The following is a 22,405-nucleotide window of genomic DNA, read 5'->3' as shown; positions in this document are numbered from 1 at the left end:
GCGTTGTCACTGACGCGCCATTGTAGCGTTACAGGGCATATCCACGGGCGTGTCTCCCGAACGTACACCGGATCGCCCCTCCCCTGCCGGGGCGGGGTACCACCCCGGCGGGTTCACCCGCTCAGGGCCGGACTGCGACCGCGGATCACGTGGGTGACCAGGGCGACCAGCACGTCCCGGCAGGAGGCGCGATCGCGTGCGTCGGCGAGGATGACCGGCACCGCCGCGTCCACGTCCAGGGCCCGGCGCACCTCCTCGGCGTCGTAGCCGTCGGCACCGTCGAAGCGGTTGACCGCGACGACGAAGGGCACCTCCCGGCGCTCGAAGAAGTCCACCGCGTGGAAGCAGGTCTCCAGGCGGCGTGTGTCCGCCAGGACCACCGCGCCCAGCGCCCCCTCGGCGAGCTCGTCCCACATGAACCAGAAGCGGTCCTGGCCGGGGGTGCCGAACAGGTAGAGGACGACGTCGGAGTTGACGGTGATACGGCCGAAGTCCAGGGCGACGGTGGTGGTGGTCTTCTCCTCCACTCCCCCGAGGTCGTCGATCCCGTAGCTGGCCTCGGTCATCACCTCCTCGGTGCTCAACGGGGTGATCTCGCTGACGGAGGCCACCATGGTGGTCTTTCCGGCGCCGAAGCCGCCGGCGATGATGATCTTGACCGCCTGGGGGATCGCCTCGGTGTCCCCCGGCGCGGGCTCAGAGTCTGCGGATGCCATCGAGTACCGCCTGCAGCACTTTCTTCTCGGGAAGCCGGGCGGCGGGCGTCGCAGCCCGGGTGCGGATGTCCCCGGCGGCGAGCAGATCGCCCAGGAGCACCCTGACCACGGTGAGGGGGATGTCGAGCCGGGCGGAGACCTCCGCCACCGAGATGGGCCGCCGGCACAGTTCCAGGATGGCCCGGCACTCCGGATCCAGCCGCCGTTCGCCCCGGTCCCGGGCGGCCACCACGATGGTGATGAGGTCCAGCCGGGGACCCGTGGCGCTGGGGCGGACCCGGCCCCGGGTCAGCGTGTAGGGACGGACCAGGGAACCCTCGGGGGTGCCGGCGGCGAGCCCGGCGGCGGGGCCCTCCGAGCTGGGGTGCCCGCGCCCGGGGTGCCAGGGCATGGCGGGGCGGCGGGAGGGGGGCTCCCGTCGTTCCTCCTGGGTCGTCATGAGCCGGTACCCCCGGTGGCGGTGAGCTCGCCGGGGCGGCGCGGCGCGGCGGTGAGGAACCGGCCCACCCGCTTGACCCGCAGGTTCATCTCGTAGGCGACCAGGCCCACGTCGGCGTCCTCGGTGGCCAGCACGGCCAGGCAGGCCCCGGCCCCGGCGGCGGTGACGAACAGGTAGGAGCGCTCCATCTCCACCACGGTCTGGCGGACGTCGCCCCCGCCGAAGTGCCGCCCGGTGCCCCGGGCCAGGCTCTGGAAGGCGGAGGCCAGGGCCGACAGGTGCTCGGCGTCCTCGGAAGGCAGGTCCCGGGACCGCCCCAGCAGGAGTCCGTCGGCCGACAGCACGATCGCGTGCACGGCCCCGACCACCCGGTCGGCCAGGTCGTCCAGGAGCCAGTCGAGGTTGTCCGCGGCGTTGCTCTTGCCCACCATCTCAGTCGTTCTCTCCCGTGTGGTCGTCGGTGGTGCCACCGACCCGATGAGTGTCGTACTGCCGCCCGTGCCCGTCCTCGTCGACATCCGCGGCGCGTCCCCTGCGGGTCCCGGCGCTGAAGGCGTCCATCATGCGGCGGGCCTGCTCCGGGCTGCGGGAGGACGGCTCGGCCGCCGTCTCCTCTCCCGGAGCGGGCGAGCGTCTGAGCTGGGGGGCGATGTTGGCCTGCCGCCTGCGCCGGGGCAGGCCGGGGCGCTCGGCGTCGCCCCCGGCGTCGTCTGCGGGGTCGGGGCCCGGGAACGCACCGGACCGCGGGTCCTCCTGCGCGGGACTCAGGTCCGGGACGCTGCGCAGCAGCGGGGCGGGGGCCGCGGGGTCCGCCTCCCGCCCCTGGGGCGGGGGCACCGGCCGCAGCAGGGGCCGCGGCCGGACGGTGTCGTCGTCGGCGACCAGGACGCCGACGGCCCCGCCGGGTTCCGGGGCGTCCGGCGCCCCCGGGAGCGGGGTGCGCGGGACCCGGCGGGCCGCGGCCCGGGGCCGCTCGGGCGCGGGGCCCGTGCCGGCGGGGCTGAACAGCGTGCCGGGGATGAGCACGACCGCGCGGGTGCCGCCGTAGGGCGAGGGCCGCAGCTCGACCTGGATGTCGTGTTTGACGGCCAGCCGGGCGACGACGAACAGGCCCAGGCGGGCGTCGGTGCCCGGCGCCATGACGTCGAACTCCGGCGCCTCGCCCAGGGTGGTGTTGGCCCGGGCCAGGGCGTCCTCCGTCATGCCCAGCCCGCGGTCCTCGATCTCGACGGCCACGCCCTTGGGCACGGAGTCGGCGGAGATGGCGACCTCGGTGTGCGGGGGCGAGTAGGCGGTGGCGTTCTCCACCAGCTCGGCCAGCAGGTGGATGACGTCGGCGACGGCGGCGCCGGTCAGGGACAACTCGGGGACGCCGGTGACGTGGACCCGGGCGTACTCCTCGGTCTCGGAGACGGCCCCGCGCAGGATGTCGATGAGCGGGATCGGGCGGCGCCAGCGGCGTCCGGGCCGGGCCCCGCCGAGGATGATGAGGTTCTCGGCGTGGCGGCGGCCCCGGGTGGCCAGGTGGTCGAGCCGGAAAATGCTCTCCAGCAGGTCCGGGTCGTCCTCCTCCCGCTCGATGCGGTCCAGCAGCTGGAGCTGGCGCTGCACCAGGGACTGGTTGCGGTGGGCGATGCCCAGGAACACCCGGTTGACCCCCGAGCGCAGCTCCGCCTGCTTGACGGCGGCGGCCACGGCGGTGCGCTGGGCGATGTTGAAGGCGTCTGCGACCTGGCCGACCTCGTCGTCGCCGTGGTCGAGCTGCTTCATCTCGGCGTCGGGGTCGACGCTCTCCCCCGCCTCCAGGCGGCGCACGATGCGGGGCAGGTCGACGCGGGCGATGCCCAGGGCCTCGGCGCGCAGCCGGGCCAGCCGGTGGGTGAGGCGTCCGGCGGAGCGGGCGGCCACGCCGTAGGCGACGGTGCCGGCGAACAGCGAGGTGATGCCGCCGCCCAGGGAAAGGCTGAGCATCCAGGCACTGGCGGCCTCGGTGGCGGTGACCACATCGCCCGCCCTGGCGCCGGTGAGGTCGCCGAGTTCGGCGCCGACCCGGTCGGCCCCGGCCCGCCAGTCGTCGAGTCCGGCGGGCGGGGAGTCGTCGCGGACGACCTCCGCGGTGATCGGGTCCAGGGAGGCGGGGGCCTCGTGGGCGCCGATGGAGTCGCCGATCTCCAGGATCCGCAGCCACGCGGTGCTCTGGAGGACGGACGCGGGGGTGGCGCCCCCGGGGTCCTCGCCCGGGTGCACGGTGTCGAGCCGCAGGCGGGCGTCGTCGAGCAGGGAGGTGATCCGGGTCTGGTCCCGGCGGGTGAACTCCCCGCCGGCGGCGACCGCGGTGACCAGGGCGTCGGCGTGGCTGAAGGACTCCTGTGCCCAGAGCAGGTCGGTGGTGGCGGCGGCCTCGGAGGAGGCGCCGCCGTCGTCGAGGGAGCGCGCGGTGCCGGAGTACAGGCGGATGCCGTCGTGGATCGCGGCGGTGTAGGTCTCCAGGGTGTCGGCGTCGGCGGCCGCGGGGTCGGCGAGCACGGCGGCGCGGGCGGAGGCGACCGCGTCGAAGGACGCCAGGAGGTCGTCGGTGAGGGCGGGGGTGGCGGGGTCGTCCCGGTCGCCGAGGGTGCCGTCGAGCCCGCGGACGGTGTCGACGGCCTCGTCGGTGAGGCGCGCGTGGTCGGCCAGGTCCCGGCGGCTCCCGGCCCCGGGCCCGGCCAGGTACTCGGCGGCCAGGCGGCGCTCCTCCTGGAGGCGGGTGAGCGCGGTGACCAGGTGGATGCCGGCACGGCCCTCGGCCACGGAGGTGCGCAGCGAGACGGCCTGCACCAGGGTCGCCATGCTCAGCAGGACGAACAGGGCGAGGAAGGTGATGCTCGGGATCAGCACGATCTTGTTGAGCTGCGCCCGGATGCCGCGGCGTCGGCCCCCCGGTCTTGCCATTGCGCTCCTCCAGCGGACTGGTCGCGGACACCGGTCGGTGCGGCTCCGATGCAGGCCGTCACCGTGTGCACAGGGGAGAGCACTCAGCGGTACCCGCGGACTTCTGGACGCTACCGCAACGGGGGGCGGGTCGCCGGGCAAACGGCGAAATACGGCCGACGCCGAGCGCACGCTGAGCGATCGGCGCGCGGGGACGGCCGCGGCGTCCGCTCCGTGCCGGGCGCGACCGCGCCCCGCCGGGCACGGGGCGGGAACGCCGCAGGGCGCCCCCGGTGGCCCGGGGACGCCCTGCGTGTACGGCGGGGATTCAGCAGGACACGGCTAGGCGAAGGCCTTGCGGTTCTCGTCGATGGCGGCGCGCAGCCGGTCGAGCTGCTCGGCGACGCGGACCGGCGCGGTGCCCCCCCGCCCCGCGCGGGAGGCCAGGGAGCCCTCCACCGTCAGCACCTCGCGGACCGCGGGGGTCAGGTGGGGGGAGATCCGCGCGAAGTCCTCGTCGGACAGGCCGGGCAGGTCGATGCCGCGCTCCTCGCACACCCGCACGCAGGTCCCGGCGATCTCGTGGGCGTCGCGGAAGGGGACGCGCTCGCGCACCAGCCACTCGGCGATGTCCGTGGCCAGCGAGAACCCCTGCGGGGCCAGCTCCGCCATGCGGCCGGTGTGGAAGGTCATGGTCGCGACCATGCCGGTCATCGCGGGCAGCAGCAGGTGGAGGGTGTCGACGGCGTCGAACACCGGTTCCTTGTCCTCCTGGAGGTCGCGGTTGTAGGCGAGCGGCAGGCCCTTGAGCGTGGTCAGCAGCCCGGCGAGGTCGCCGACCAGGCGGCCCGCCTTCCCGCGGGCCAGCTCGGCCACGTCGGGGTTCTTCTTCTGGGGCATGATCGACGACCCGGTGGAGAAGGCGTCGTCGAGGGTGACGAAGGAGAACTCCTTGGTCGCCCAGAGGATGACCTCCTCGGACAGGCGGGACAGGTCCACGCCGACCATGGCGGTGACGAACGCGAACTCGGCGACGACGTCGCGGGAGGCGGTGCCGTCGATGGAGTTCTCCGCCGAGGCGGGGAAGCCCAGCTCCGCGGCGACGGCCTCGGGGTCCAGGCCGAGGGAGGACCCGGCCAGCGCGCCGGAGCCGTAGGCGGACACCGCGGCGCGGCGGTCCCAGTCGCGCAGGCGCTCGATGTCGCGGACCAGCGGCCAGGCGTGCGCCATGAGGTGGTGGGCGAGCAGGACCGGCTGGGCGTGCTGGAGGTGGGTGCGGCCGGGCATGGCGGCGCCGGGGTGGGCGGCGGCCTGGTCGGCCAGGGCCCCCACGAGGTCGAGCAGCCCGGCGGCCAGGGCCCGCGCCTCCTCGCGCAGGTACATGCGGACCAGCGTGGCGATCTGGTCGTTGCGGGAGCGCCCGGCGCGCAGGCGCCCGCCCAGCTCGGCACCGACCCGCTCGATGAAGCCGCGCTCCAGCGCGGTGTGCACGTCCTCGTCCTCCAGGACGGGGGTGAAGGCGCCCGAGGCGACGTCGGCCTCCAGGAGGTCGAGCCCTTCGATCATGCGGTCGAGCTCCTCGGGGGTGAGCAGCCCGGCGCGGTGCAGCGCCCGGGCGTGGGCGCGCGATCCGGCGATGTCGTGGCGGGCCAGCCGCCAGTCGAAGTGGGTGCTCAGCGACAGCCGGGCCAGGGCCTGGTCCGGTCCGCCCTCGAAGCGGCCTCCCCACAGGCGCAGCGCCTCGGGCTGGTCGGCCATGGTGTGGTTCTCCTCAAACGTGGGTTCGGGTGCGGGCCGCGGTGCCGCTAGGGGCGGCGGTCGGCCAGCCGCAGCAGGGCGGCGGCCAGTTCCTCTCCGCCCTGGGGGTCGCGGGAGATGACGAGGATGGTGTCGTCACCGGCGATCGTACCCAGGATGGCGTGGAAGTCGGTGTGGTCGATGGCCGAGGCCAGGTACTGCGCGGCGCCGGGCGGGGTGCGGACGATGACCATGTTGGCGGACGCCTCGGCGGACACCAGCAGGTCCTCGGCCAGGCGGGTGAGCCTGGCGCCGGAGACCTCGGCCAGGTCGAGGGTGCCGGGGCGGGTGCGCTGGAGGCGCTCGCCGCCCTCCCCCGGCAGGACGTAGGCCAGGTGGCCGGCGGCGGTGCGGAGCTTGACCGCGCCGAGTTCGTCCAGGTCGCGGGAGAGGGTGGCCTGGGTGACCTGGACGCCGGTCTCGGCCAGGCGCTTGGCCAGCTCCCCCTGGGAGCGGATGTCCTCGCGGGTGAGGACCTCGGTGATGCGGGCGTGCCGCGCCGCCTTGGTCATCGGCGCGGTGGCGCCCCCGTCGGCGGTCATCGTCGGGCGTCCCCTTCCGTGTCGGCGTGCTCCAGCAGGAAGGCCAGCAGTGCCTTCTGGGCGTGGCGGCGGTTCTCGGCCTCGTCCCAGACGGCGCTCCGGGGGCCGTCGAGGACGCCCGCCGAGATCTCCTTGCCGCGGTAGGCGGGGAGGCAGTGCAGGACGACCGCGTCGGGGGCGGCGGCCTCCATGAGCGCCTCGTCGACGATGTAGGGGCGGAAAGGCGCCTCCCGGTCGGCGGCCTCGGCCTCGTGGCCCATGGAGACCCAGGTGTCGGTGGCCACGACGTCGGCGCCGGCGGCGGCCTCGCGCGGGTCGGTGGTGACGGCCACCGACCCGCCGGTGGAGCGCGCGATCTCCGCCGCGCGCTCCAGCACCCGCGGGTCGGGGTGGTAGCCCGCGGGGGCGCCGACGCGGACGTGGAGGCCGGCGGTGGCGCCGCCCAGGAGGTAGGAGTGCGCCATGTTGTTGGCGCCGTCGCCCAGGTAGGCGAGCGTGAGGCCGGCCAGCGCCCCCTTGCGCTCGCGGACCGTCTGGAGGTCGGCGAGGATCTGGCAGGGGTGGAACTCGTCGGTGAGGGCGTTGACCACCGGGACGGTGATGTCCGCGGCCAGGGCCTCCAGGTCGGCCTGGGCGAAGGTGCGCCAGACGACGGCGGCGACCTGGCGCTCCAGGATGCGGGCGGTGTCGGCGAGGGGTTCGCCGCGGCCCATCTGGGTGGTGCCCGACTCCAGGACCATCGGGGTGCCGCCGAGGTCGGCGACGCCGACGCCGAACGACAGGCGGGTGCGGGTGGAGGGCTTGTCGAAGAGGAGGGCGACGGTGCGCGGCCCGGCCAGGGGCCGCTGCGCGAAGCGGTCCTTCTTCATGGCGTCGGCGAGGTCGAGGACGCGGGCCTGTTCGGCCGGGGTGAGGTCGTCGTCGCGCAGGAAGTGCCGGGTCATGACTGGTTCTCCTTGGTGGCGGCGGCCTCGGCGGCGTCGAGGACCGTGGGCAGTGCCTCGATGAACACCCCGATCTGCTCGGGGGTGATGACCAGGGGCGGGGCTATCCGGATGACGTCGGGGGCGACGGCGTTGACCAGGAACCCGCGGACGGCGGCCTGCTCCTGGACGTGGGCGGCGTGCGGCCCGGACAGGGTCAGGGCGCGCCACAGGCCCGAGCCGCGCTGCCCGGCCAGGAGGGGGTGGTCGATCGCCTCCAGCTGTTCGGCGAGGAGGTCCCCCATCACGGCGGTGTGGGCGAGCAGACCCTCCTCCTCGATGGTGTCCAGCACGGCCAGGGCGGCGGCGCAGGCGACGGGGTTCCCGCCGAAGGTGGAGCCGTGGTCGCCCTTGTGGAAGGCGTCGGCGTAGCGGCCGAAGCCGACGCAGGCGCCGATGGGCAGGCCGCCGCCCAGCCCCTTGGCGAGGGTGAGGACGTCGGGGCGCACCCCCGCCTCCTGGTGGGCGAACCAGGAACCGGTGCGGCCGATGCCGCTCTGGATCTCGTCCAGGACGAAGGCGGCGCCGGCGGCGTCGCAGATCTCGCGGACCCCGGCGAGGTAGCCCTCGGGGGCGGGGACGACCCCGGCCTCGCCCTGGGTGGGCTCGACGAACACGGCGGTGCACCCGGTGTCGACGGCGTCGCGCAGGGCGTCGAGGTCGCCGTGGGGAACGAAGCGCACGTCCATGCCGAAGGGGCCGAAGGGCTCGCGGATGGCGTCCTTGCCCGTCAGGGCCAGGGAGCCGGAGGTGCGGCCGTGGAAGCCGTGCCCCGCGGCCACGAAGTAGTGGCGGCCGGGTCCGGCGGCGCGCTTGACCAGTTTGAGGGCGGCCTCGTTGGCCTCGGTGCCGGAGTTGGAGAAGAACACCTTGGCGTCGCCGCCGAGCAGGGAGACGAGCCGCTCGGCCAGCTCGACCGCGCGTTCGTTGACGAAGAGGTTGCTGGTGTGGGCGAGGGTGGCCGCCTGGTGGGCGACGGCCTTGACCAGGGCGGGGTGTCCGTGTCCGAGGGAGGAGACGGCGATGCCCGCGATGAGGTCGAGGTACTGCCGCCCGTCGGCGTCATAGACCTCGCAGCCGCGCCCCAGGGTGAGGGCGATCTGCGGGACCCCGTAGTTGGGCATGATCGAGGCGGCGAAGCGTTCACGCAGTTCAGAGCCGGTCATGGCCTGCCTCCGTCGGTGTGGTCGGTGCGGTTGTCGTGGGGGCGCCAGGAGCGCGGTCGGTCTCCGGCGAGCAGGGCGGCCTCCAGCTCCTCGTCGGCGACCATGGTGCCGACGCCCTGGTCGGTGAAGACCTCCAGCAGGAGGGAGTGCGGCACGCGCCCGTCGATGATGTGGGCCTGGGGCACCCCGCCCTGGACCGCGGTGAGGCAGGCCTCCATCTTGGGGAGCATGCCGGCGGACAGGGTGGGCAGCAGGGCCTTGAGCTCGTCGACGCCCAGGCGGCTGACCAGCTCGGTGTTGGCCGGGTAGTCGGCGTAGAGGCCTTCGACGTCGGTGAGCATGATGAGCTTGCTCGCGCCCAGGGCCACGGCGAGCGCGGAGGCCGCGGTGTCGGCGTTGACGTTGTAGACGCCGCCGTCGTCGGCGCGGGCGACGCTGGAGACGACGGGGATGCGGCCGTCGGCCAGCAGGGCGGCGACGGCTCCGGGGTCGACCCCGGTGATCTCGCCCACGCGGCCGAGGTCGACGGGCTCGCCGTCCACCAGGACGCTCTTGCGTTCGGCCGTGAGCAGGTTGGCGTCCTCGCCGGACATGCCGACGGCGAAGGGCCCGTGCCGGTTGACCAGGCCCACGATCTCGCGGTTGACCTGGCCGGTGAGGACCATGCGGACGATGTCCATGGCCTCGTCGGTGGTGACGCGCAGTCCGGCGGTGAAGGTGGACTCCACGCCGGAGCGGTCGAGCATGGCGCTGATCTGGGGGCCGCCGCCGTGGACGACGACGGGGCGCAGCCCGGCGTAGTAGAGGAAGACGATGGACTCGGCGAAGCGGACGCGCAGCTCCTCGCTGACCATGGCGTTGCCGCCGTACTTGACCACGACGGTGCGGCCGTGGAAGCGGGACAGCCAGGGCAGCGCCTCGATGAGGTTGGCGGCCTTGTCGATGGCCTCGGCCCGGTCGTCGCCCGTGGCGGTGCTGTCGGTGGGTCGGGAGATCATGTCCGGTTCTCGTACTCCGTGGTGGCGGGGTCGGCGTCGATCTGGGCTGCGAGGTCGGCGCACACGTCGGTGAGCAGGGCCGCGAAGGCCTGCCGGTCGGGGGCGGCGCCAGCGGCGCCGCTGGCCATCAGCAGCGCCGTGTCGGCCGGCCCGGTGAGCGGTGGAAGGGTCTTGGCGGCGGCGTCGGCGATGAGGTCGCGGCACCGGCCGGCGTCCAGGTCGGCGTCGGTGGTGATGATGTACAGGCCGCCGGACAGGGACGGGTCCGGGCCCTTGGCCATGGCCCCGACGGTGTAGCCGTCCCCGCGCCGGAAGGCGATCTTGACGACGGTGTCGGTGGTGCGGACGGCGTCGGCGGCGGCGAGTCCGCCGGAGCGGGAGAGTTCGGCGACGGCGGCGGTGACGCCCTCGGTGAGCCGGCCCAGGGGCGGGCGGTCGCCGACCGGCCCGGCGGCGCACAGGGCGATCTCCGCGGCGGAGTCGTCGAAGGCCGCCGCGGCGTGCTCGGCCAGGGCGTGGGCGTCCTGGAAGCCGAGGGGGACGGTGTCGACGTTGGCGCAGCCGGAGTTGAGGACGGCGGCGCGGACCCGGCCCCCGGCCAGGACCTGCCGCGACCAGAGCGCGGGCGCGGAGCGGTCCGCGTCGGCGCCGAAGACGGCGCCGGCGGCGCGGGAGGGCCCGTCGTTGACGAGGACGGCGACGTCGCGCACGCCGGTGCCGGCGATGCCCGCGCTGACGCCCGCGGCTCGAAAGCCCAGGGGTGCGGTGACGCTCACGTTGTGCCTTTCCAGCGGTCCGGCGCTCAGGGGGCCACGGCGGCGAGCGGGAGGCCGGTGGTCTCGGGCAGGCCGAGGGCGATGTTGGCGCTCTGGACGGCGCCGCCCGCGGTGCCCTTGGTGAGGTTGTCCAGTGCGGCGACGGCGACCATGCGCCCGGCGTCGGGGTCCACGGTGACCTGCACCAGGGTGGTGTTGGCGGCGAGCGTCATCGCGGTGCTGGGCCAGGTCCCCTCGGGCAGGAGGTGGACGAAGGGCTCGTCTGCGTAGGCGGCCTCGTAGGCGGCGCGCACCTGCTCGGCGGTGGTGCCGGGCCGCAGGGGGGCGGTGCAGGTGGCGAGGATGCCGCGGGGCAGGGGGGCCAGGACGGGGGTGAAGGACAGCTTGACGGGCCCGTCGGCGACGGCGGTGAGGTTCTGGACGATCTCGGGGTTGTGGCGGTGGGCGCCGCCGACGCCGTAGGGGGTGAGGGCGCCCATGACCTCGCTGCCGATGAGGTTGGGCTTGGCGGCCTTGCCCGCGCCGGAGGTGCCGGTCACGGCGACGACGGTGAGGTCGGGTTCGACGAGTCGCCCGGCCAGGCCGGGGAAGAGCGCGAGGGTGGCGGCGGTGACGTGGCAGCCGGGGACGGCCACGCGCCTGGCGCCGGCGAGGCGTTCGCGCCGGCCGGGCAGCTCGGGCAGGCCGTAGGGCCAGGTCCCGGCGTGGGGGGTGTCGTAGAAGCGTTCCCAGGCGGCGGCGTCTTCGAGGCGGAAGTCGGCACCGCAGTCGACGACGAGGACGTCGTCGCCGAGCTGCTCGGCGATGGCGGCGGACTGGCCGTGCGGCAGGGCCAGGAACACGAGGTCGTGGCCGCGCAGGGACGCGACGTCGGTGGGGGCGAGGATCCGGTCGGCGAGCGGGAGCAGGTGCGGCTGGTGGCGGATGAGGGGGGTCCCGGCGTTCCGGGCCGCGGTGACGGCGCCGATCTCGATCTCGGGGTGGTCGAGCAGCAGGCGGAGCACCTCGCCTCCGGCGTATCCACTGGCTCCGGCGACCGCCGCGTTGTGACCCATGGTGCTCCCCTCACTCTGCATGACTGAACTATCATGCACACTGCTGTAAATTTATGCAAGCCAGATTCGGAGAAGGCCGGTGCGAGCGCGCTCACACCGGCCCGGGTGCGGGGGCCGCGGACGGGTCAGCGACCGGCGATGCGGGTGGCGATCCCGGCCAGGCGGGAGGTGTGGGACTTGTCCTCCGGCGTCTTGGACTCGCGGCGGTCGGCGGTCCGGTAGAGGCCGTGGATGACCCGGGTGCCGACCCAGCGCAGCGGTTCGGGCTCCCAGCCGCGCACCTGGTGGCCCACCCAGGGCAGCCGGGTCAGCTCGGTGTCCCGGCCCAGGATCAGGTCGCGCAGGGTGCGCCCGGCCAGGTTGCTGGTGGCCACGCCGCTTCCCACGTACCCCCCGGCCCAGCCGATGCCGGTCTCGGCGTCCATGTGCACGCTCGGGCACCAGTCGCGGGGCACGCCCAGCGCACCGGACCAGGCGTGCTCCACGGGGACCTCGGCCACGTCCGGGAACATCCGGGTGAGCGCCTTCCACAGCTCGGCGATGGCCTGGGGCTGGGTGGCGCCGTCCTTGTCCTGGCCGGAGCCGAAGCGGTAGGGGACGCCCCGGCCGCCGATGGCGATGCGGTCGTCGGCGGTGCGCTGGGCGTAGACGTAGGCGTGCGCCGAGTCGCCCAGGACCTCGCGCCCCTCCCAGCCGATCTTCTCCCAGACCGCGGAGGGGACGGGCTCGGTGGCGATCATCGAGGAGTTCATCGGCAGCCACTCGCGGTGCCGGCCGCGCAGGGTGGAGGTGAACCCCTCGGTGGCGCGCACGACGTGGTCGGCGTACACGGTTCCGCGGTCGGTGATCACGGCAGGGCGGACCCCGCCGCGGCGCGGCCGGATCTCCTCCACGGCGGTGCCCTCGAAGATGTCCACGCCCAGCCCCTGGACCGCCCGCGCCAGGCCGGTGACCAGCTTGGCCGGGTGCACGCGCGCGGCGTGCGGGGAGTAGGCGCAGGCGACCGCGTCGGCGACGGCCAGGGAGGGGGCGTGGTCCGCGGGGAGCAGGTGGATGTCGTCCGGCCAGTACCCCCACTCCTGGAGGTACTCGATGTCCTCGGCCAGCCGGTCGCGCTGGGCGGCGTTGGTGGCGACCAGGCGCATGCCGCCCTTGACGATGTCGGCGTCGATCCCCTCGGCGGCGGCGACGGAGATGACCTCGTCGACGGTGCTCATCATGGCGCGTTGCAGGGCGATGAACGCGCTCTTGCCGTGTGACTCCGCGTAGCGCTCGCGCGAGCCCGCGAACTCCGCGGACAGCCACCCTCCGTTACGGCCGGAGGCGCCGAAGCCGGCGAACTCGCGTTCGACCACCGCGACGCGCAGGTCGGGCTGCTCCTTCTTGAGGTAGTAGGCCGCCCACAGTCCCGTGTACCCGGCGCCGACGACGCAGACGTCGTAGTCGGCGGAGCCCGGGAGCGGGTCCCTGCGCTCGGGAAAACCGAGGTCGCGGAACCAGAAGGAGACGGAACCGTTCGCGAAGCGGGTGGACCGGGGAATCGGCCTCAGCTGTGCGGCAGTGGTGAACAGTCCCATGATTCCCCCCGGGCCTTTCCGTTGGAACCCCACCCCACGGGGCCCTCGAACTTCCGCCAACCTACACGGGAACGACGGCTGATGGGACGTTTTCCGTACTTTCGTACGGGAACGGCGGCCCCTGAACCGGCGAATCGACTACCCAGAGTTTCGGTTGGAGTGTGCCGAGTCAACAGGGGGAGCTGTCACGCAGCGTACGCGCCACCGCGGAGAGGGTGCGCACGCCCTCATCGCCCAGGGGGGCCAGGACGTACTCGCGCAGCCGTTCGACGTGCTTGACGCGCACCTTCTCGATGAAGTCGAGCCCCTCGGGCGTGAGGGTCGCGTAGACCACGCGCCGGTCGGAGGAGCAGTTCTCGCGCTGGAGGTGGCCCTCGCGTTCGAGGCGGTCGGCCAGTTTGGTGAAGCCGCCGGTGCTGAGGCTGACCTCGCGGGCCAGGCGGCTCATCGGCAGGCGGTGGCCGGGGGTGCGCTGGAGGCGTATGAGGACCTCGAACCAGGGCCCGGCCATGTCCTTGCCGTCGGGGGTGATGCCGCGCAGCAGCCGGGGGTGCACGCCGTTCATCGCCTCGTGCAACAGGCCCCACGCGGTGATGAGGTCGTCGTCGGTGACTGTCGCGGTGTCCTCGTTCGGCTGTGCGGTCACGGCGCGCCCCCTCAAGAAGTATCTTCCCGAGAAACAATACAGGACGATGGTCGCACGGGAAAGTCTTTTCCAAGGAAAATACTTCATCGGTTCAACGAAATGGAGGCCGGGGGTGGCTCCCCCGGCCTCCGGGCCGTCGTGCGCGCGGCGCGGGCCGCCGCGGCTCAGTGCCGTGCGGCCACCGCGTCCAGGGCCCCGGCCAGGGTCGAGACCAGGTGGTCGATCTGCTCCCAGGTGATGATCAGCGGCGGCGAGATGAGCAGCGCCGTCGGAACGGCCCGCAGGATCACCCCGCGCATCCGCGCCTCGGCGAACACCTCCGCCGTGGTGATCCCCCGCTCGGCCAGCGCCTCCTCGGTCAGCTCCACCGCGGCCATCACCCCCGTGCCCGAGCGGACCTGCGACACCAGCGGGTGGTCGGCCAGGGAGCGCAGCGCCCCGTCCAGCTGGCGCTCGACCTCCAGGGAGACCGTGAACAGGTCCTCCCTCTCCAGGATGTCGAGGTTGGCCATCGCCGCCGCGCAGGCGGTCGGGTGCCCGGCGTAGGTGGTCCCGTGCAGGAACGGGTGGTCGTCCTGGTACCAGAACGGCTCGGCCACCCTGCCGCTCACCACCACGCCGCCCAGCGGCAGGTAGCCGCTGGAGACGCCCTTGGCGAAGACGATCATGTCGGGCCGCGCCCCGAACCGCTCGATCCCGAACCAGTCGCCCAGGCGGGCGAACCCGCAGATGACGCTGTCGACGATGAACAGGACGCCGTACCGCTGACAGATCCGGGACACTTCGGCGAAGTACCCCTGGGGCGGTGCGTACACCCCGCCGGCCCCGATGACGGGTTCGGCGAAGAAGGCGGCCACCCGTCCGGGCCCCACCCGGAGGATCTCGGCCTCCAGGGCCGCCGCGGAGTCGTGCGGGACCACCGACACGTCCTCGACCAGCGGCCCGAACCCGGTGCGGAACCGCTCCATGCCGATCACGCTGGTGCCGAACCCGTTCAGGCCGTGGTAGCCGCCGGTGCGGCTGATCAGGTGGACCTTGTCCGGTGCGCCGCTGACGGCGTGGTAGCGGCGGGCGAGCTTGGCCGCGGTGTCGATGGACTCCCCTCCCCCGCAGGTGAGGATCACCCGGGGGTCGGAGACGGGTGCGTGCGCGGCCAGCCGCTCGCTGAGCCGCACCGCGGGTGCGTTGGCGAAGTCGCCGTACACGGTGTAGGCGTCCAGGGTGAGCATCTGGCGGTGGACGGCCTCGGCGATCTCGGGCCGTCCGTGGCCGACGTTGCAGTACCAGAGGCTGGCGGTACCGTCGAGGTACCGGTCCCCCGCCTCGTCCCAGAGCCACACGCCCTCGGCGCGTGCCACCGTGAACTCGGGGCCCTTGCGGACCGTGTTCATATCGCAGAAGGTGTGCCAGAGGCGACCGGGCTCCCGCGTCGGCTGGGCGACGGGGACGGACGGAACAACCGTTTCGGTCATAGGGCGACCTCCGAACCGTGGACGTGCGCGAAGAACGACGCGCTGCCGGAATTCCTGCGGTCCCCGCCTCCGGGCGCCCTTGGAGGGCGGGTTGCTTGCAGGCTAAATGCGCGAGGTGCCTCACAGCAAGAGACGAAACGAACTTTCATGCCCCGAAACACCGGGGTCATTCCGGCTACCCCGGCACATGCTCCCGAAAACCCATGACACGCTGGGAGAACAGGGCTGAAAAAAGCTCTTCCGAACCCCCTTTCGCGCGCGCTTTCACGCCTCGGGACCGCCATCTCCCGGAAACACGCGAGGGGCCGCCCCGGCGGGGCGGCCCCTGTACGGCGCGGCGCGTCAGGCGCGCAGCGAGGCGCCGGTGCGCGCGGCGGCCTCGGCCACGGCGGCGTCGCGGGCGGCGCCCGCCTCCTCCGCCGTCACCGTGCGGTCCGCCGCACGGAAGCGCAGGGTGAACGCCACCGACTTGCGGCCCTCGCCCACCTGCTCACCGGTGTAGACGTCGAACAGGCGCACGCTCTCCAGCAGCCCGCCCGCCCCCGCGGCCAGGGCCTCGCGCAGGGCGCCCACCGGCACGTCGCCGTCCACGACCAGCGCGACGTCCTGGACGGCCACCGGGTAGGTGGACACCTCCGGGGCGACGACCGGGGTGCGGGCCCGCTCGACGCGGTCCAGCTCCAGCTCCATGGCGGCGGTGCGCTCGGGCAGGCCGAACGCCTTGACGGTGCGCGGGTGCAGCTCGCCGGCGTGGCCCACGAGCAGGCGCTCGCCCTCCGCCCGCACGTACAGCGCGGCACAGCGCCCGGGGTGCCAGGGGGCGTGGACGTCGGCCTCGGCCTCCAGTTCCACCCCGGCGACCCGGGCGACCTCGCGGGCGGCCTGGACGGCGTCGGCCCAGGTGGCCGCACGGCCGGCGCCCCACCACCCGGCGCGCTCGGCGTCGCCGGTGATGACGGCGCCGACCCGGCGCGGCTGCTCGGGCAGGGCGGCGTCGACGAGCGCCAGCTCCTCGGCGCCCGGCCCCCGGTCGACCGGCAGCAGGGGGGCGCGGGTGGCCTGCGCCCGGGGGCGGTACACCAGGCCCGTCTCGAACAGGGCGACGTCGGTGAAGCCGCGGCCCGTGTTGCGGGCCAGCGCCTTGAACAGTCCCGGTAGCAGCGTGGTCCGCAGCAGCGGCTCCTCGTCGTTGAGCGGGTTGGCCAGGCGCAGGGCCTTGCGGCGGGCGTCGTCGGCGGGCAGCTGGAGCCCGTCGAGGTCGCGCTGCCCGGTGAACGGGTACGACAGCACCTCGTTGTACCCGGCGTCGGCCAGGGCGCGGCCCACGGCGCGGCGCAGCCGCTGGCCCGCGGTGAGGCCGCGGCCGGAGCCGCGCGGCCGGATCGAGGGGATGTTCTCGTAGCCCTCGAACCGGATGACCTCCTCCGCCAGGTCGTTGGGGTCGGTGAGGTCGGGGCGCCAGGGCGGCGGGGTGACCGTCAGGACGTCCCCGTCGGCGGAGACGTCGCAGCCCACGGCCTCCAGCCACTTCTCCGTGGTGCCCGCCGGGTAGTCGACCCCCGAGACCGAGGCGGCGTGCCCGGCCCGGACCGTGACGGGCGTGCGGGGCGCGACCCGGTCCAGGTGGGTGTACGCGTCCTCTGCGGTCGCCCCGCCCAGCTCGGCCAGCAGCCCGACGGCGCGGGTGGCGGCGGCGAGCTGGAGGTGGGAGTCGACGCCGCGCTCGAAGCGGCGGGAGGCCTCCGAGGAGAGCTGGTGGCGGCGCGAAGCACGGGCGATGCGGATCGCGTCGAAGTGGGCCGCCTCGATGAGGACCGCCGTGGAGGAGGCGCCGATCTCGGTGTCGAGCCCGCCCATGACGCCCGCGATCGCCTGGGCGCCGGCCCCGTCGGCGATGACGATGTCGTCGGTGTCCAGGGAGCGCTGGACGTGGTCGAGGGTCTCCAGCTTCTCCCCCGCCTCGGCGGCGCGCACGGTGACGGTGCCGGTGAGGCGGTCCCGGTCCCAGGCGTGCAGCGGCTGGCCGAGTTCGAGCATCACGTAGTTGGTGACGTCCACGGCCAGGGAGACGGGGCGCACCCCGCTCTGGTGCAGGCGGCGCTTCATCCACAGCGGGGTGGGCGCGTCCGGGTCGAAGCCGGTGGCCGCGCGCAGCACGAGGCGGTCGCACAGGGAGTCGTCGGCGATGGCGGCCGGGTGGCCCGCTCCCGCGGACGCGGGCACGTCGACGGCGGCGGGGTCGTGGAATGCGACACCGTACAGGGAGGCGGCCTCGCGGGCCACCCCGCGGATCGACAGCGCGTAGCCGCGGTCCGGCGTGACGGCGATGTCGATGACGTCCTCGCGCAGGCCGAGCGGGCCGATGGCGTCCTCGCCGACCTCGCCGAAGCCCTCGGGGAGGATGACGATGCCGCTGTGGTCCTCCCACAGCCCCAGCTCGGTGGCCGAGCAGATCATGCCCTCGGACAGGCGGCCGTAGGTCTTGCGGGCGCCGATCCGGAACCCGCCGGGCAGCTCCGCCCCGGGCAGGGAGACGACGACGAGGTCGCCCTCGGAGAAGTTGCGGGCGCCGCAGATGATCCGCTGGGGCTCGCCGGTGCCGTTGGCCGCGCCCACGTCCACCCGGCAGTAGCGGATGGGCTTCTTGAACTCGGTGAGCTCCTCGATCTCCAGGACGCGCCCGTAGACGATGGGGCCGGTGAGGTCCGCGCCCAGGGAGTCGACGGTCTCGACCTCCAGCCCGGCCAGGGTGAGCCGGGAGGCGAGGTCGCGCGCGGTGGCGCCGGCCGGCAGGTCGACGTACTCCCGCAGCCAGGAAAGGGGGACGCGCATCAGTTCTCACTCCCGAACGCCGAGGTGAAGCGGATGTCGCCCTCGACCATGTCGTGCATGTCGCGCACCCCGTGCGCGAACATCAGTGTCCGTTCGATTCCCAGGCCGAAGGCCCAGCCGCTGTACACCTCGGGGTCGACCCCGGCGGCGACGAGCACGCGCGGGTTGACCACGCCGCAGCCGCCGATCTCGATCCAGCCCTCGCTGGAGCAGGTGCGGCAGGGGTTGTCGGGGTCGCCCACCGACGCGCCGCGGCACACGAAGCACTCCATGTCCACCTCGGCCGACGGCTCGGTGAAGGGGAAGTAGGAGGCGCGGAAGCGGGTGCGCAGGCCCTCGCCGAACATCGAGCCGACGAAGGCGTCGATGGCGCCGCGCAGGTGCGCCATGGTGATGCCCTTGTCCACGACCAGGCCCTCCAGCTGGTGGAAGACCGGGCTGTGGGTGGCGTCGAGCTCGTCGGTCCGGAAGGTCTTGCCGGGCGCGACCACGTAGACGGGCAGTTCGCGGGAGAGCAGCGCGCGGACCTGCACCGGCGAGGTGTGGGTGCGCATGACCACGCCGGAGTCTCCGCCGTCGGGGCCCTCGACGAAGAAGGTGTCCTGCATGGTGCGGGCCGGGTGGTCGGGCTGGAAGTTGAGTGCGTCGAAGTTGAACCACTCCGCCTCGACCTCGGGGCCCTCCGCGATCTCGAAGCCCATGCCGACGAACACGTCGGCCATGCGCTCGGCGACGGTGGTCAGCGGGTGGCGGGCGCCGCGCGGCGTCCGGTCCCAGGGCAGGGTGACGTCGACGCGCTCCTCGACGAGGACGCGCTCGTCGCGCTCGGCCTCCAGGGCGGCCTGGCGCTCCTTGACGGCCTGGCCGACGTCGCGGCGGGCGCCGCCGACGCGCTTTCCGGCCTCGGCCTTGGCGGCCGGGGGCAGCGCCCCGATCTCCCGGTTGGCCAGGGCCAGCGGGGACCGGTCGCCGGCGTGGGCGAGGCGGACCTCCTTGAGTTCGGCGAGGTCCTGTGCCGCCGCGATGGCGGCCAGTGCCTCCTCGCGCATGCGGGCGACCTCGTCGGGGTGCAGGGGGGTCACCTCGACCGGGTCGAAGGAATTGTTCGGTGCAGACATGGTTGGTCACCTCACCGTCGCGTCCCCGTGCAGGGAGGGGGCGCGCGGTGGTCACGGTCCGCCGTGGGGCGGACGAGGCCGACAGGGAAGCTCGCGAATGCCGGGCGCGCACGGAAAGGGTCCACTCACCGTTCCCGGGCACGCCGTGGAGCCCGCCGGGGACGTGGAGGGTCTGAGGGCTCAGACGAACTCGGGAGTCCCGGCGGGCATGGTAAATCGGAACTCGGCGCCGCCGCTGGGGGCGCGTCCGACGGTGATCGTGCCGCCGTGGGCCTCGACGAGGCCCTTGACGATGAACAGCCCGAGGCCGGTCCCGCTCCGGCGCTTGCTGCGCCAGAACTGGCGGAAGACGCGCGGAATGGTCTCGGGCGCTATGCCCTGGCCTTCGTCGCGCACCGACACCGCTGCTCCTCCTTCACACGGCTCGATCACGACACTGACAGTACCAGCGCCGTGCCGCACCCCGTTTTCGACGAGGTTGGAGAGGATCTGCCCGATCTTGTCGGGGTCCAGCCACATCTGCGGGAGGCCCTGGCGGGTCTCGACCCGGAAGCGCTCCTCGGACTCCCCGGCCGCGACGCGTCCGGCCACGACCCGGCGGGCCGCCTCGGTGACGTCCACGACCTGGCGGCGCACCTCGATGCGCCCCGACTCGATGCGGGAGACGTCGAGCAGGTCGTGGATGAGCCGGGTGACGCGGTCGGCGTCGGCGTTGACGGTCTCCAGCATGAACAGCTTCTGCTTGTCGGTCAGCCGTTCCCACTTGGTGAGCAGGGTGGAGGTGAACCCCTTGACGCTGGTGAGGGGGGAGCGCAGTTCGTGGGCGACCTCCGAGACGAGGTCGGCGCGGCTGCGCTCGGCCCGCGTGGAGGCGTCGCGCAGGGTGACGACCAGGCGGATGAGGTCGCCCCCGGGACGGGCGCGCACGTAGCGGGCGGCGACGAGGATCTCGCGGTCGTCGGGCAGGTAGAGGGCGCGCTCGGTCTGGCGGGTGCGGCCGCGGTCGCCGCCGTAGGGGTCGCTGGCCTCCCACCAGTCGTTGCCGTCGGCGCCGACCAGGGGGAGGGCGGCGCGGAAGTCGCGGCCCAGGGCCGCAGTGGAGGCGGTGCCGGTGAGCTGGGCGGCCTGGGCGTTGTAGAGGACGACGCGGCCGCGGGCGTCGGCGACGACGACCCCGTCGGGCAGGTCGTCGGCGTTCAGGGGGCTGTGCCCGGGGACGGTGTCGTCCACGTCCCACAGCGGTGCGGGGGTCCGGTCGCCTCCGGTGCCGTCGTCCGGCGGGGAGTCGGAGGGATGCGCGTCCTCCCCGCCCTCCACCGGGTGATCCACCTGCCGGCCGCTGCCCACGACTCTCCCCGCTCCCCTTGTAGGTCCGCGGACGCAGGGCCTCTGCGCCCGCGGGCCGCCGACCGATGGCGCCGGCATCCGCGACCACCACCGCAGATCTACCCGGCACGTCCGCCCGGTACGCCTTTTGAACAGGGATCTCCGCCCGCGCGGGGGCCGGAGGGCGCATCGGGGGGCGCCACCGTGATCCCGCTCAGACCCTATCGGCACCGGGGCCCCGTGCACGTGCATTTGCCAATGCGGACGACTGTTCCGTGTCGGAGTCCCCCGCGCGGGCCGCTCAGGAACGCCGCTGCTGGCGTGCCGTGGTGTAGAGGCACACGGCCGCGGCCGTGGCCAGATTCAGGCTTTCGGCCCCGCCGTAGATGGGGACGCTGACGGCGCCGTCCGTCAGGCGGACGGTCTCCTCGGGCAGGCCCCAGGCCTCGTTGCCGAAGACCCAGCCGACCGGGCCGTCGAGGTCGCCGCCGTCGGCGACGCCGTGCAGGTCGCGCGTCCCGCCGCCGTCGGCGGCCCAGACGCGGGCACCGCGCCCGCGGAGGAAGTCGATCGCCCCCGCCACCGGGACACCCACGACGATCGGCAGGTGGAACAGGCTTCCGGCGGAGGCCCGCACGCACTTGCCGTTGTAGGGGTCCACCGAGGCGTCGGTGAAGATGACCGCGTCGGCCCCGGCCGCGTCGGCGGTGCGCAGCACCGTTCCGGCGTTGCCCGGGTCGCGCACGTGGGACAGCACCGCGGCCATGCGGACGTCCCCGAGGCGGTCCAGGGGGACGTCGACGAACTCGCAGACCGCGATGACGCCCTGCGGGGTGACGGTCTGGGCCAGCTCGGTCATGACGTCGAGGCTGACGCGGTGGACCGGGACGCCCACCGTGTGGGCGGCGTCCACCAGGTCGAGGTGGCGCTGCATCGCCTCGGTCGTGGCGTAGACCTCCACCACTCCCGGGGCGGTCCCGCCGTAGGGGGACCGCCCGGAACCGTCGGCCGCGGCCAGTGCTTCGCGCACGGCCTGCGGCCCCTCGGCGAGGAAGCGCCGCTCGCGCTGGCGGAAGGTGCGCTTGGCGAGCCGCCGAACCCCCTTGATCCTGGGTGACCGGACACTCGTGAACTCGTGGCTCGCCATCGCTCTACCCGTCGGACTCGGTATGGAACCGGTCAGGCCGCGGCCTCGGCCGGAAGGGCCTTCTTGGCGGTCTCCACCAGGCCCGCGAAGGCGGCCTCGTCGTTGACGGCCAGCTCGGCCAGCATACGGCGGTCGACCTCGATGCCGGCCAGCTTCAGGCCCTGCATGAAGCGGTTGTAGGTGAGGCCGTTGGCGCGGGAGGCGGCGTTGATCCGCTGGATCCACAGACGACGGAACTGGCCCTTGCGGTCCTTGCGGTCGCGGTAGGCGTAGGTCATCGAGTGGAGCATCTGCTCCTTGGCCTTGCGGTACAGGCGCGAACGCTGACCGCGGTAGCCGCTCGCCCGGTCGAGGACGACCTTGCGCTTCTTCTTGGCGTTGAGAGCCCGCTTCACGCGTGCCACAGTGACTCCCTCTTGTGTGTTCCGGCGCGCGGGGCGCGCCGACCGGCCCGGCTCCCAGGAGCCCGGCGACCGGATTCGCTTCTGAATGATCCCGCCCGGCGGCCGTCACCGCGCCCGGGGGGCGCGGGGGCTCTTCCGGCGGGAGGGGAAGGTTCGCGGACTACTTGCCGAGAAGCTTCTTGATGAACTTCGCGTCCGCGGGGGCGAGCACGGCCTCGTTGCTCAGCTTGCGCTTGCGCTTGGAGGTCTTGTGCTCGAGGATGTGGTTCTTGTTGGCACGGCGGCGCATGATCTTGCCAGAGCCGGTGACCTTGAAGCGGTCCTTGGCCCCACTGTGGGTCTTGTTCTTCGGCATGTCGCCGTCGTCTCCTACTCCGTCGGCGTGTCGGGCCGCGCACGGGGCGCGGACGACACGGTTCTTCCGCCGCTACGGCGGGATCCCTGAGCGCCGGAACGCAACGCTTCCGGGGCGTTCGAGCACAGCCCACCCCACCACCCGGT

The 22,405-nt window shown here is 73.8% G+C and carries 20 protein-coding genes; all 20 read right to left on the bottom strand.

The features are described from left to right. Window positions 1-113: 113 nt before the first annotated feature. Window positions 114-716 (bottom strand): GTP-binding protein, encoded by a 603-nt coding sequence (locus BUE45_RS28920; RefSeq protein ID WP_073384091.1) that lies wholly within the window; start codon window positions 714-716, stop codon window positions 114-116. Then, window positions 697-1,155 (bottom strand): DUF742 domain-containing protein, encoded by a 459-nt coding sequence (locus BUE45_RS28915; protein ID WP_084738075.1) that lies wholly within the window; start codon window positions 1,153-1,155, stop codon window positions 697-699. Before BUE45_RS28915 ends, BUE45_RS28920 begins: the two co-directional genes overlap by 20 nt. Further along, on the bottom strand, window positions 1,152-1,586 hold the full coding sequence (locus BUE45_RS28910; RefSeq protein ID WP_073384089.1) for a roadblock/LC7 domain-containing protein: 435 nt from the start codon (window positions 1,584-1,586) through the stop codon (window positions 1,152-1,154). The genes BUE45_RS28915 and BUE45_RS28910 overlap by 4 nt, the downstream gene beginning before the upstream one ends. A 1-nt stretch (window position 1,587) precedes the next feature. Next, window positions 1,588-4,086, bottom strand: coding sequence for a sensor histidine kinase (locus BUE45_RS28905; protein WP_073384088.1), 2,499 nt, complete (start codon window positions 4,084-4,086; stop codon window positions 1,588-1,590). Window positions 4,087-4,407: 321 nt separating this feature from the next. Then, a complete protein-coding gene (gene argH / locus BUE45_RS28900; RefSeq protein ID WP_073384087.1) occupies window positions 4,408-5,823 on the bottom strand; it encodes an argininosuccinate lyase in 1,416 nt (471 codons plus the stop codon). 47 nt (window positions 5,824-5,870) lie between these two features. Next, window positions 5,871-6,404 (bottom strand): arginine repressor, encoded by a 534-nt coding sequence (locus BUE45_RS28895; RefSeq protein WP_073384086.1) that lies wholly within the window; start codon window positions 6,402-6,404, stop codon window positions 5,871-5,873. Continuing rightward, window positions 6,401-7,348 (bottom strand): ornithine carbamoyltransferase, encoded by a 948-nt coding sequence (gene argF, locus BUE45_RS28890; RefSeq protein ID WP_073384085.1) that lies wholly within the window; start codon window positions 7,346-7,348, stop codon window positions 6,401-6,403. The genes BUE45_RS28895 and argF overlap by 4 nt, the downstream gene beginning before the upstream one ends. Beyond that, the gene (locus BUE45_RS28885; protein ID WP_073384084.1) at window positions 7,345-8,553 is read right to left on the bottom strand and encodes an acetylornithine transaminase; all 1,209 of its coding nucleotides are present in this window, start codon (window positions 8,551-8,553) and stop codon (window positions 7,345-7,347) included. The genes argF and BUE45_RS28885 overlap by 4 nt, the downstream gene beginning before the upstream one ends. Further along, window positions 8,550-9,551, bottom strand: a complete 1,002-nt coding sequence (argB, locus tag BUE45_RS28880) for an acetylglutamate kinase (protein ID WP_073384083.1) — start codon at window positions 9,549-9,551, stop codon at window positions 8,550-8,552. The genes BUE45_RS28885 and argB overlap by 4 nt, the downstream gene beginning before the upstream one ends. Continuing rightward, window positions 9,548-10,327, bottom strand: a complete 780-nt coding sequence (locus tag BUE45_RS28875; RefSeq protein WP_073384082.1) for a bifunctional ornithine acetyltransferase/N-acetylglutamate synthase — start codon at window positions 10,325-10,327, stop codon at window positions 9,548-9,550. Before BUE45_RS28875 ends, argB begins: the two co-directional genes overlap by 4 nt. 26 nt (window positions 10,328-10,353) lie before the next feature. Further along, the gene (gene argC / locus BUE45_RS28870; RefSeq protein WP_073384104.1) at window positions 10,354-11,382 is read right to left on the bottom strand and encodes an N-acetyl-gamma-glutamyl-phosphate reductase; all 1,029 of its coding nucleotides are present in this window, start codon (window positions 11,380-11,382) and stop codon (window positions 10,354-10,356) included. A gap of 125 nt (window positions 11,383-11,507) precedes the next feature. Beyond that, on the bottom strand, window positions 11,508-12,959 hold the full coding sequence (locus tag BUE45_RS28865) for an NAD(P)/FAD-dependent oxidoreductase (protein WP_084738073.1): 1,452 nt from the start codon (window positions 12,957-12,959) through the stop codon (window positions 11,508-11,510). A gap of 169 nt (window positions 12,960-13,128) precedes the next feature. Further along, window positions 13,129-13,524: a MarR family winged helix-turn-helix transcriptional regulator gene (locus BUE45_RS28860; protein ID WP_245833536.1), complete on the bottom strand. Its 396-nt coding sequence runs from the start codon at window positions 13,522-13,524 to the stop codon at window positions 13,129-13,131. Between the two features lie 245 nt (window positions 13,525-13,769). After that, on the bottom strand, window positions 13,770-14,996 hold the full coding sequence (locus BUE45_RS28855) for an aminotransferase family protein (RefSeq protein WP_073384080.1): 1,227 nt from the start codon (window positions 14,994-14,996) through the stop codon (window positions 13,770-13,772). A gap of 423 nt (window positions 14,997-15,419) precedes the next feature. After that, window positions 15,420-17,909 (bottom strand): phenylalanine--tRNA ligase subunit beta, encoded by a 2,490-nt coding sequence (pheT, locus tag BUE45_RS28850; protein WP_073384079.1) that lies wholly within the window; start codon window positions 17,907-17,909, stop codon window positions 15,420-15,422. After that, window positions 17,909-19,027, bottom strand: a complete 1,119-nt coding sequence (gene pheS, locus BUE45_RS28845; protein WP_073384078.1) for a phenylalanine--tRNA ligase subunit alpha — start codon at window positions 19,025-19,027, stop codon at window positions 17,909-17,911. Before pheS ends, pheT begins: the two co-directional genes overlap by 1 nt. Before the next feature lie 180 nt (window positions 19,028-19,207). Continuing rightward, window positions 19,208-20,374, bottom strand: coding sequence for a sensor histidine kinase (locus BUE45_RS28840; protein ID WP_073384077.1), 1,167 nt, complete (start codon window positions 20,372-20,374; stop codon window positions 19,208-19,210). Between the two features lie 280 nt (window positions 20,375-20,654). Beyond that, window positions 20,655-21,500 carry a TrmH family RNA methyltransferase gene (locus BUE45_RS28835; RefSeq protein WP_073384076.1) on the bottom strand — a complete coding sequence of 282 codons (846 nt, stop codon included), beginning with the start codon at window positions 21,498-21,500 and terminating at the stop codon, window positions 20,655-20,657. A gap of 32 nt (window positions 21,501-21,532) precedes the next feature. Further along, complete coding sequence (gene rplT, locus BUE45_RS28830; protein WP_073384075.1) at window positions 21,533-21,904, bottom strand: 50S ribosomal protein L20; 372 nt, start codon at window positions 21,902-21,904, stop codon at window positions 21,533-21,535. A 160-nt stretch (window positions 21,905-22,064) separates the two neighbouring features. Beyond that, entirely contained in the window at window positions 22,065-22,259 is a 195-nt protein-coding gene (gene rpmI, locus BUE45_RS28825; protein WP_073384074.1) for a 50S ribosomal protein L35, read from the bottom strand. Between the last annotated feature and the right edge of the window lie 146 nt (window positions 22,260-22,405).

This window comes from Nocardiopsis flavescens (assembly GCF_900141985.1).
GTDB lineage: Bacteria > Actinomycetota > Actinomycetes > Streptosporangiales > Streptosporangiaceae > Nocardiopsis > Nocardiopsis flavescens.
Note: the sequence above shows the minus strand (reverse complement) of the source record. Positions and strands in the feature narration are given on the sequence as shown.

Excerpts from the sequence above, each read along its gene's own strand:
- BUE45_RS28920 (WP_073384091.1), bottom strand. The coding sequence starts at position 716 with ATGGCATCCGCAGACTCTGAGCCCGCGCCGGGGGACACCGAGGCGATC.
- BUE45_RS28915 (WP_084738075.1), bottom strand. The coding sequence starts at position 1,155 with ATGACGACCCAGGAGGAACGACGGGAGCCCCCCTCCCGCCGCCCCGCC.
- BUE45_RS28910 (WP_073384089.1), bottom strand. The coding sequence starts at position 1,586 with ATGGTGGGCAAGAGCAACGCCGCGGACAACCTCGACTGGCTCCTGGAC.
- BUE45_RS28905 (WP_073384088.1), bottom strand. The coding sequence starts at position 4,086 with ATGGCAAGACCGGGGGGCCGACGCCGCGGCATCCGGGCGCAGCTCAAC.
- argH (WP_073384087.1), bottom strand. The coding sequence starts at position 5,823 with ATGGCCGACCAGCCCGAGGCGCTGCGCCTGTGGGGAGGCCGCTTCGAG.
- BUE45_RS28895 (WP_073384086.1), bottom strand. The coding sequence starts at position 6,404 with ATGACCGCCGACGGGGGCGCCACCGCGCCGATGACCAAGGCGGCGCGG.
- argF (WP_073384085.1), bottom strand. The coding sequence starts at position 7,348 with ATGACCCGGCACTTCCTGCGCGACGACGACCTCACCCCGGCCGAACAG.
- BUE45_RS28885 (WP_073384084.1), bottom strand. The coding sequence starts at position 8,553 with ATGACCGGCTCTGAACTGCGTGAACGCTTCGCCGCCTCGATCATGCCC.
- argB (WP_073384083.1), bottom strand. The coding sequence starts at position 9,551 with ATGATCTCCCGACCCACCGACAGCACCGCCACGGGCGACGACCGGGCC.
- argC (WP_073384104.1), bottom strand. The coding sequence starts at position 11,382 with ATGGGTCACAACGCGGCGGTCGCCGGAGCCAGTGGATACGCCGGAGGC.
- BUE45_RS28865 (WP_084738073.1), bottom strand. The coding sequence starts at position 12,959 with ATGGGACTGTTCACCACTGCCGCACAGCTGAGGCCGATTCCCCGGTCC.
- BUE45_RS28860 (WP_245833536.1), bottom strand. The coding sequence starts at position 13,524 with ATGAACGGCGTGCACCCCCGGCTGCTGCGCGGCATCACCCCCGACGGC.
- BUE45_RS28855 (WP_073384080.1), bottom strand. The coding sequence starts at position 14,996 with ATGAACACGGTCCGCAAGGGCCCCGAGTTCACGGTGGCACGCGCCGAG.
- pheT (WP_073384079.1), bottom strand. The coding sequence starts at position 17,909 with ATGCGCGTCCCCCTTTCCTGGCTGCGGGAGTACGTCGACCTGCCGGCC.
- pheS (WP_073384078.1), bottom strand. The coding sequence starts at position 19,027 with ATGTCTGCACCGAACAATTCCTTCGACCCGGTCGAGGTGACCCCCCTG.
- BUE45_RS28835 (WP_073384076.1), bottom strand. The coding sequence starts at position 21,500 with ATGGCGAGCCACGAGTTCACGAGTGTCCGGTCACCCAGGATCAAGGGG.
- rpmI (WP_073384074.1), bottom strand. The coding sequence starts at position 22,259 with ATGCCGAAGAACAAGACCCACAGTGGGGCCAAGGACCGCTTCAAGGTC.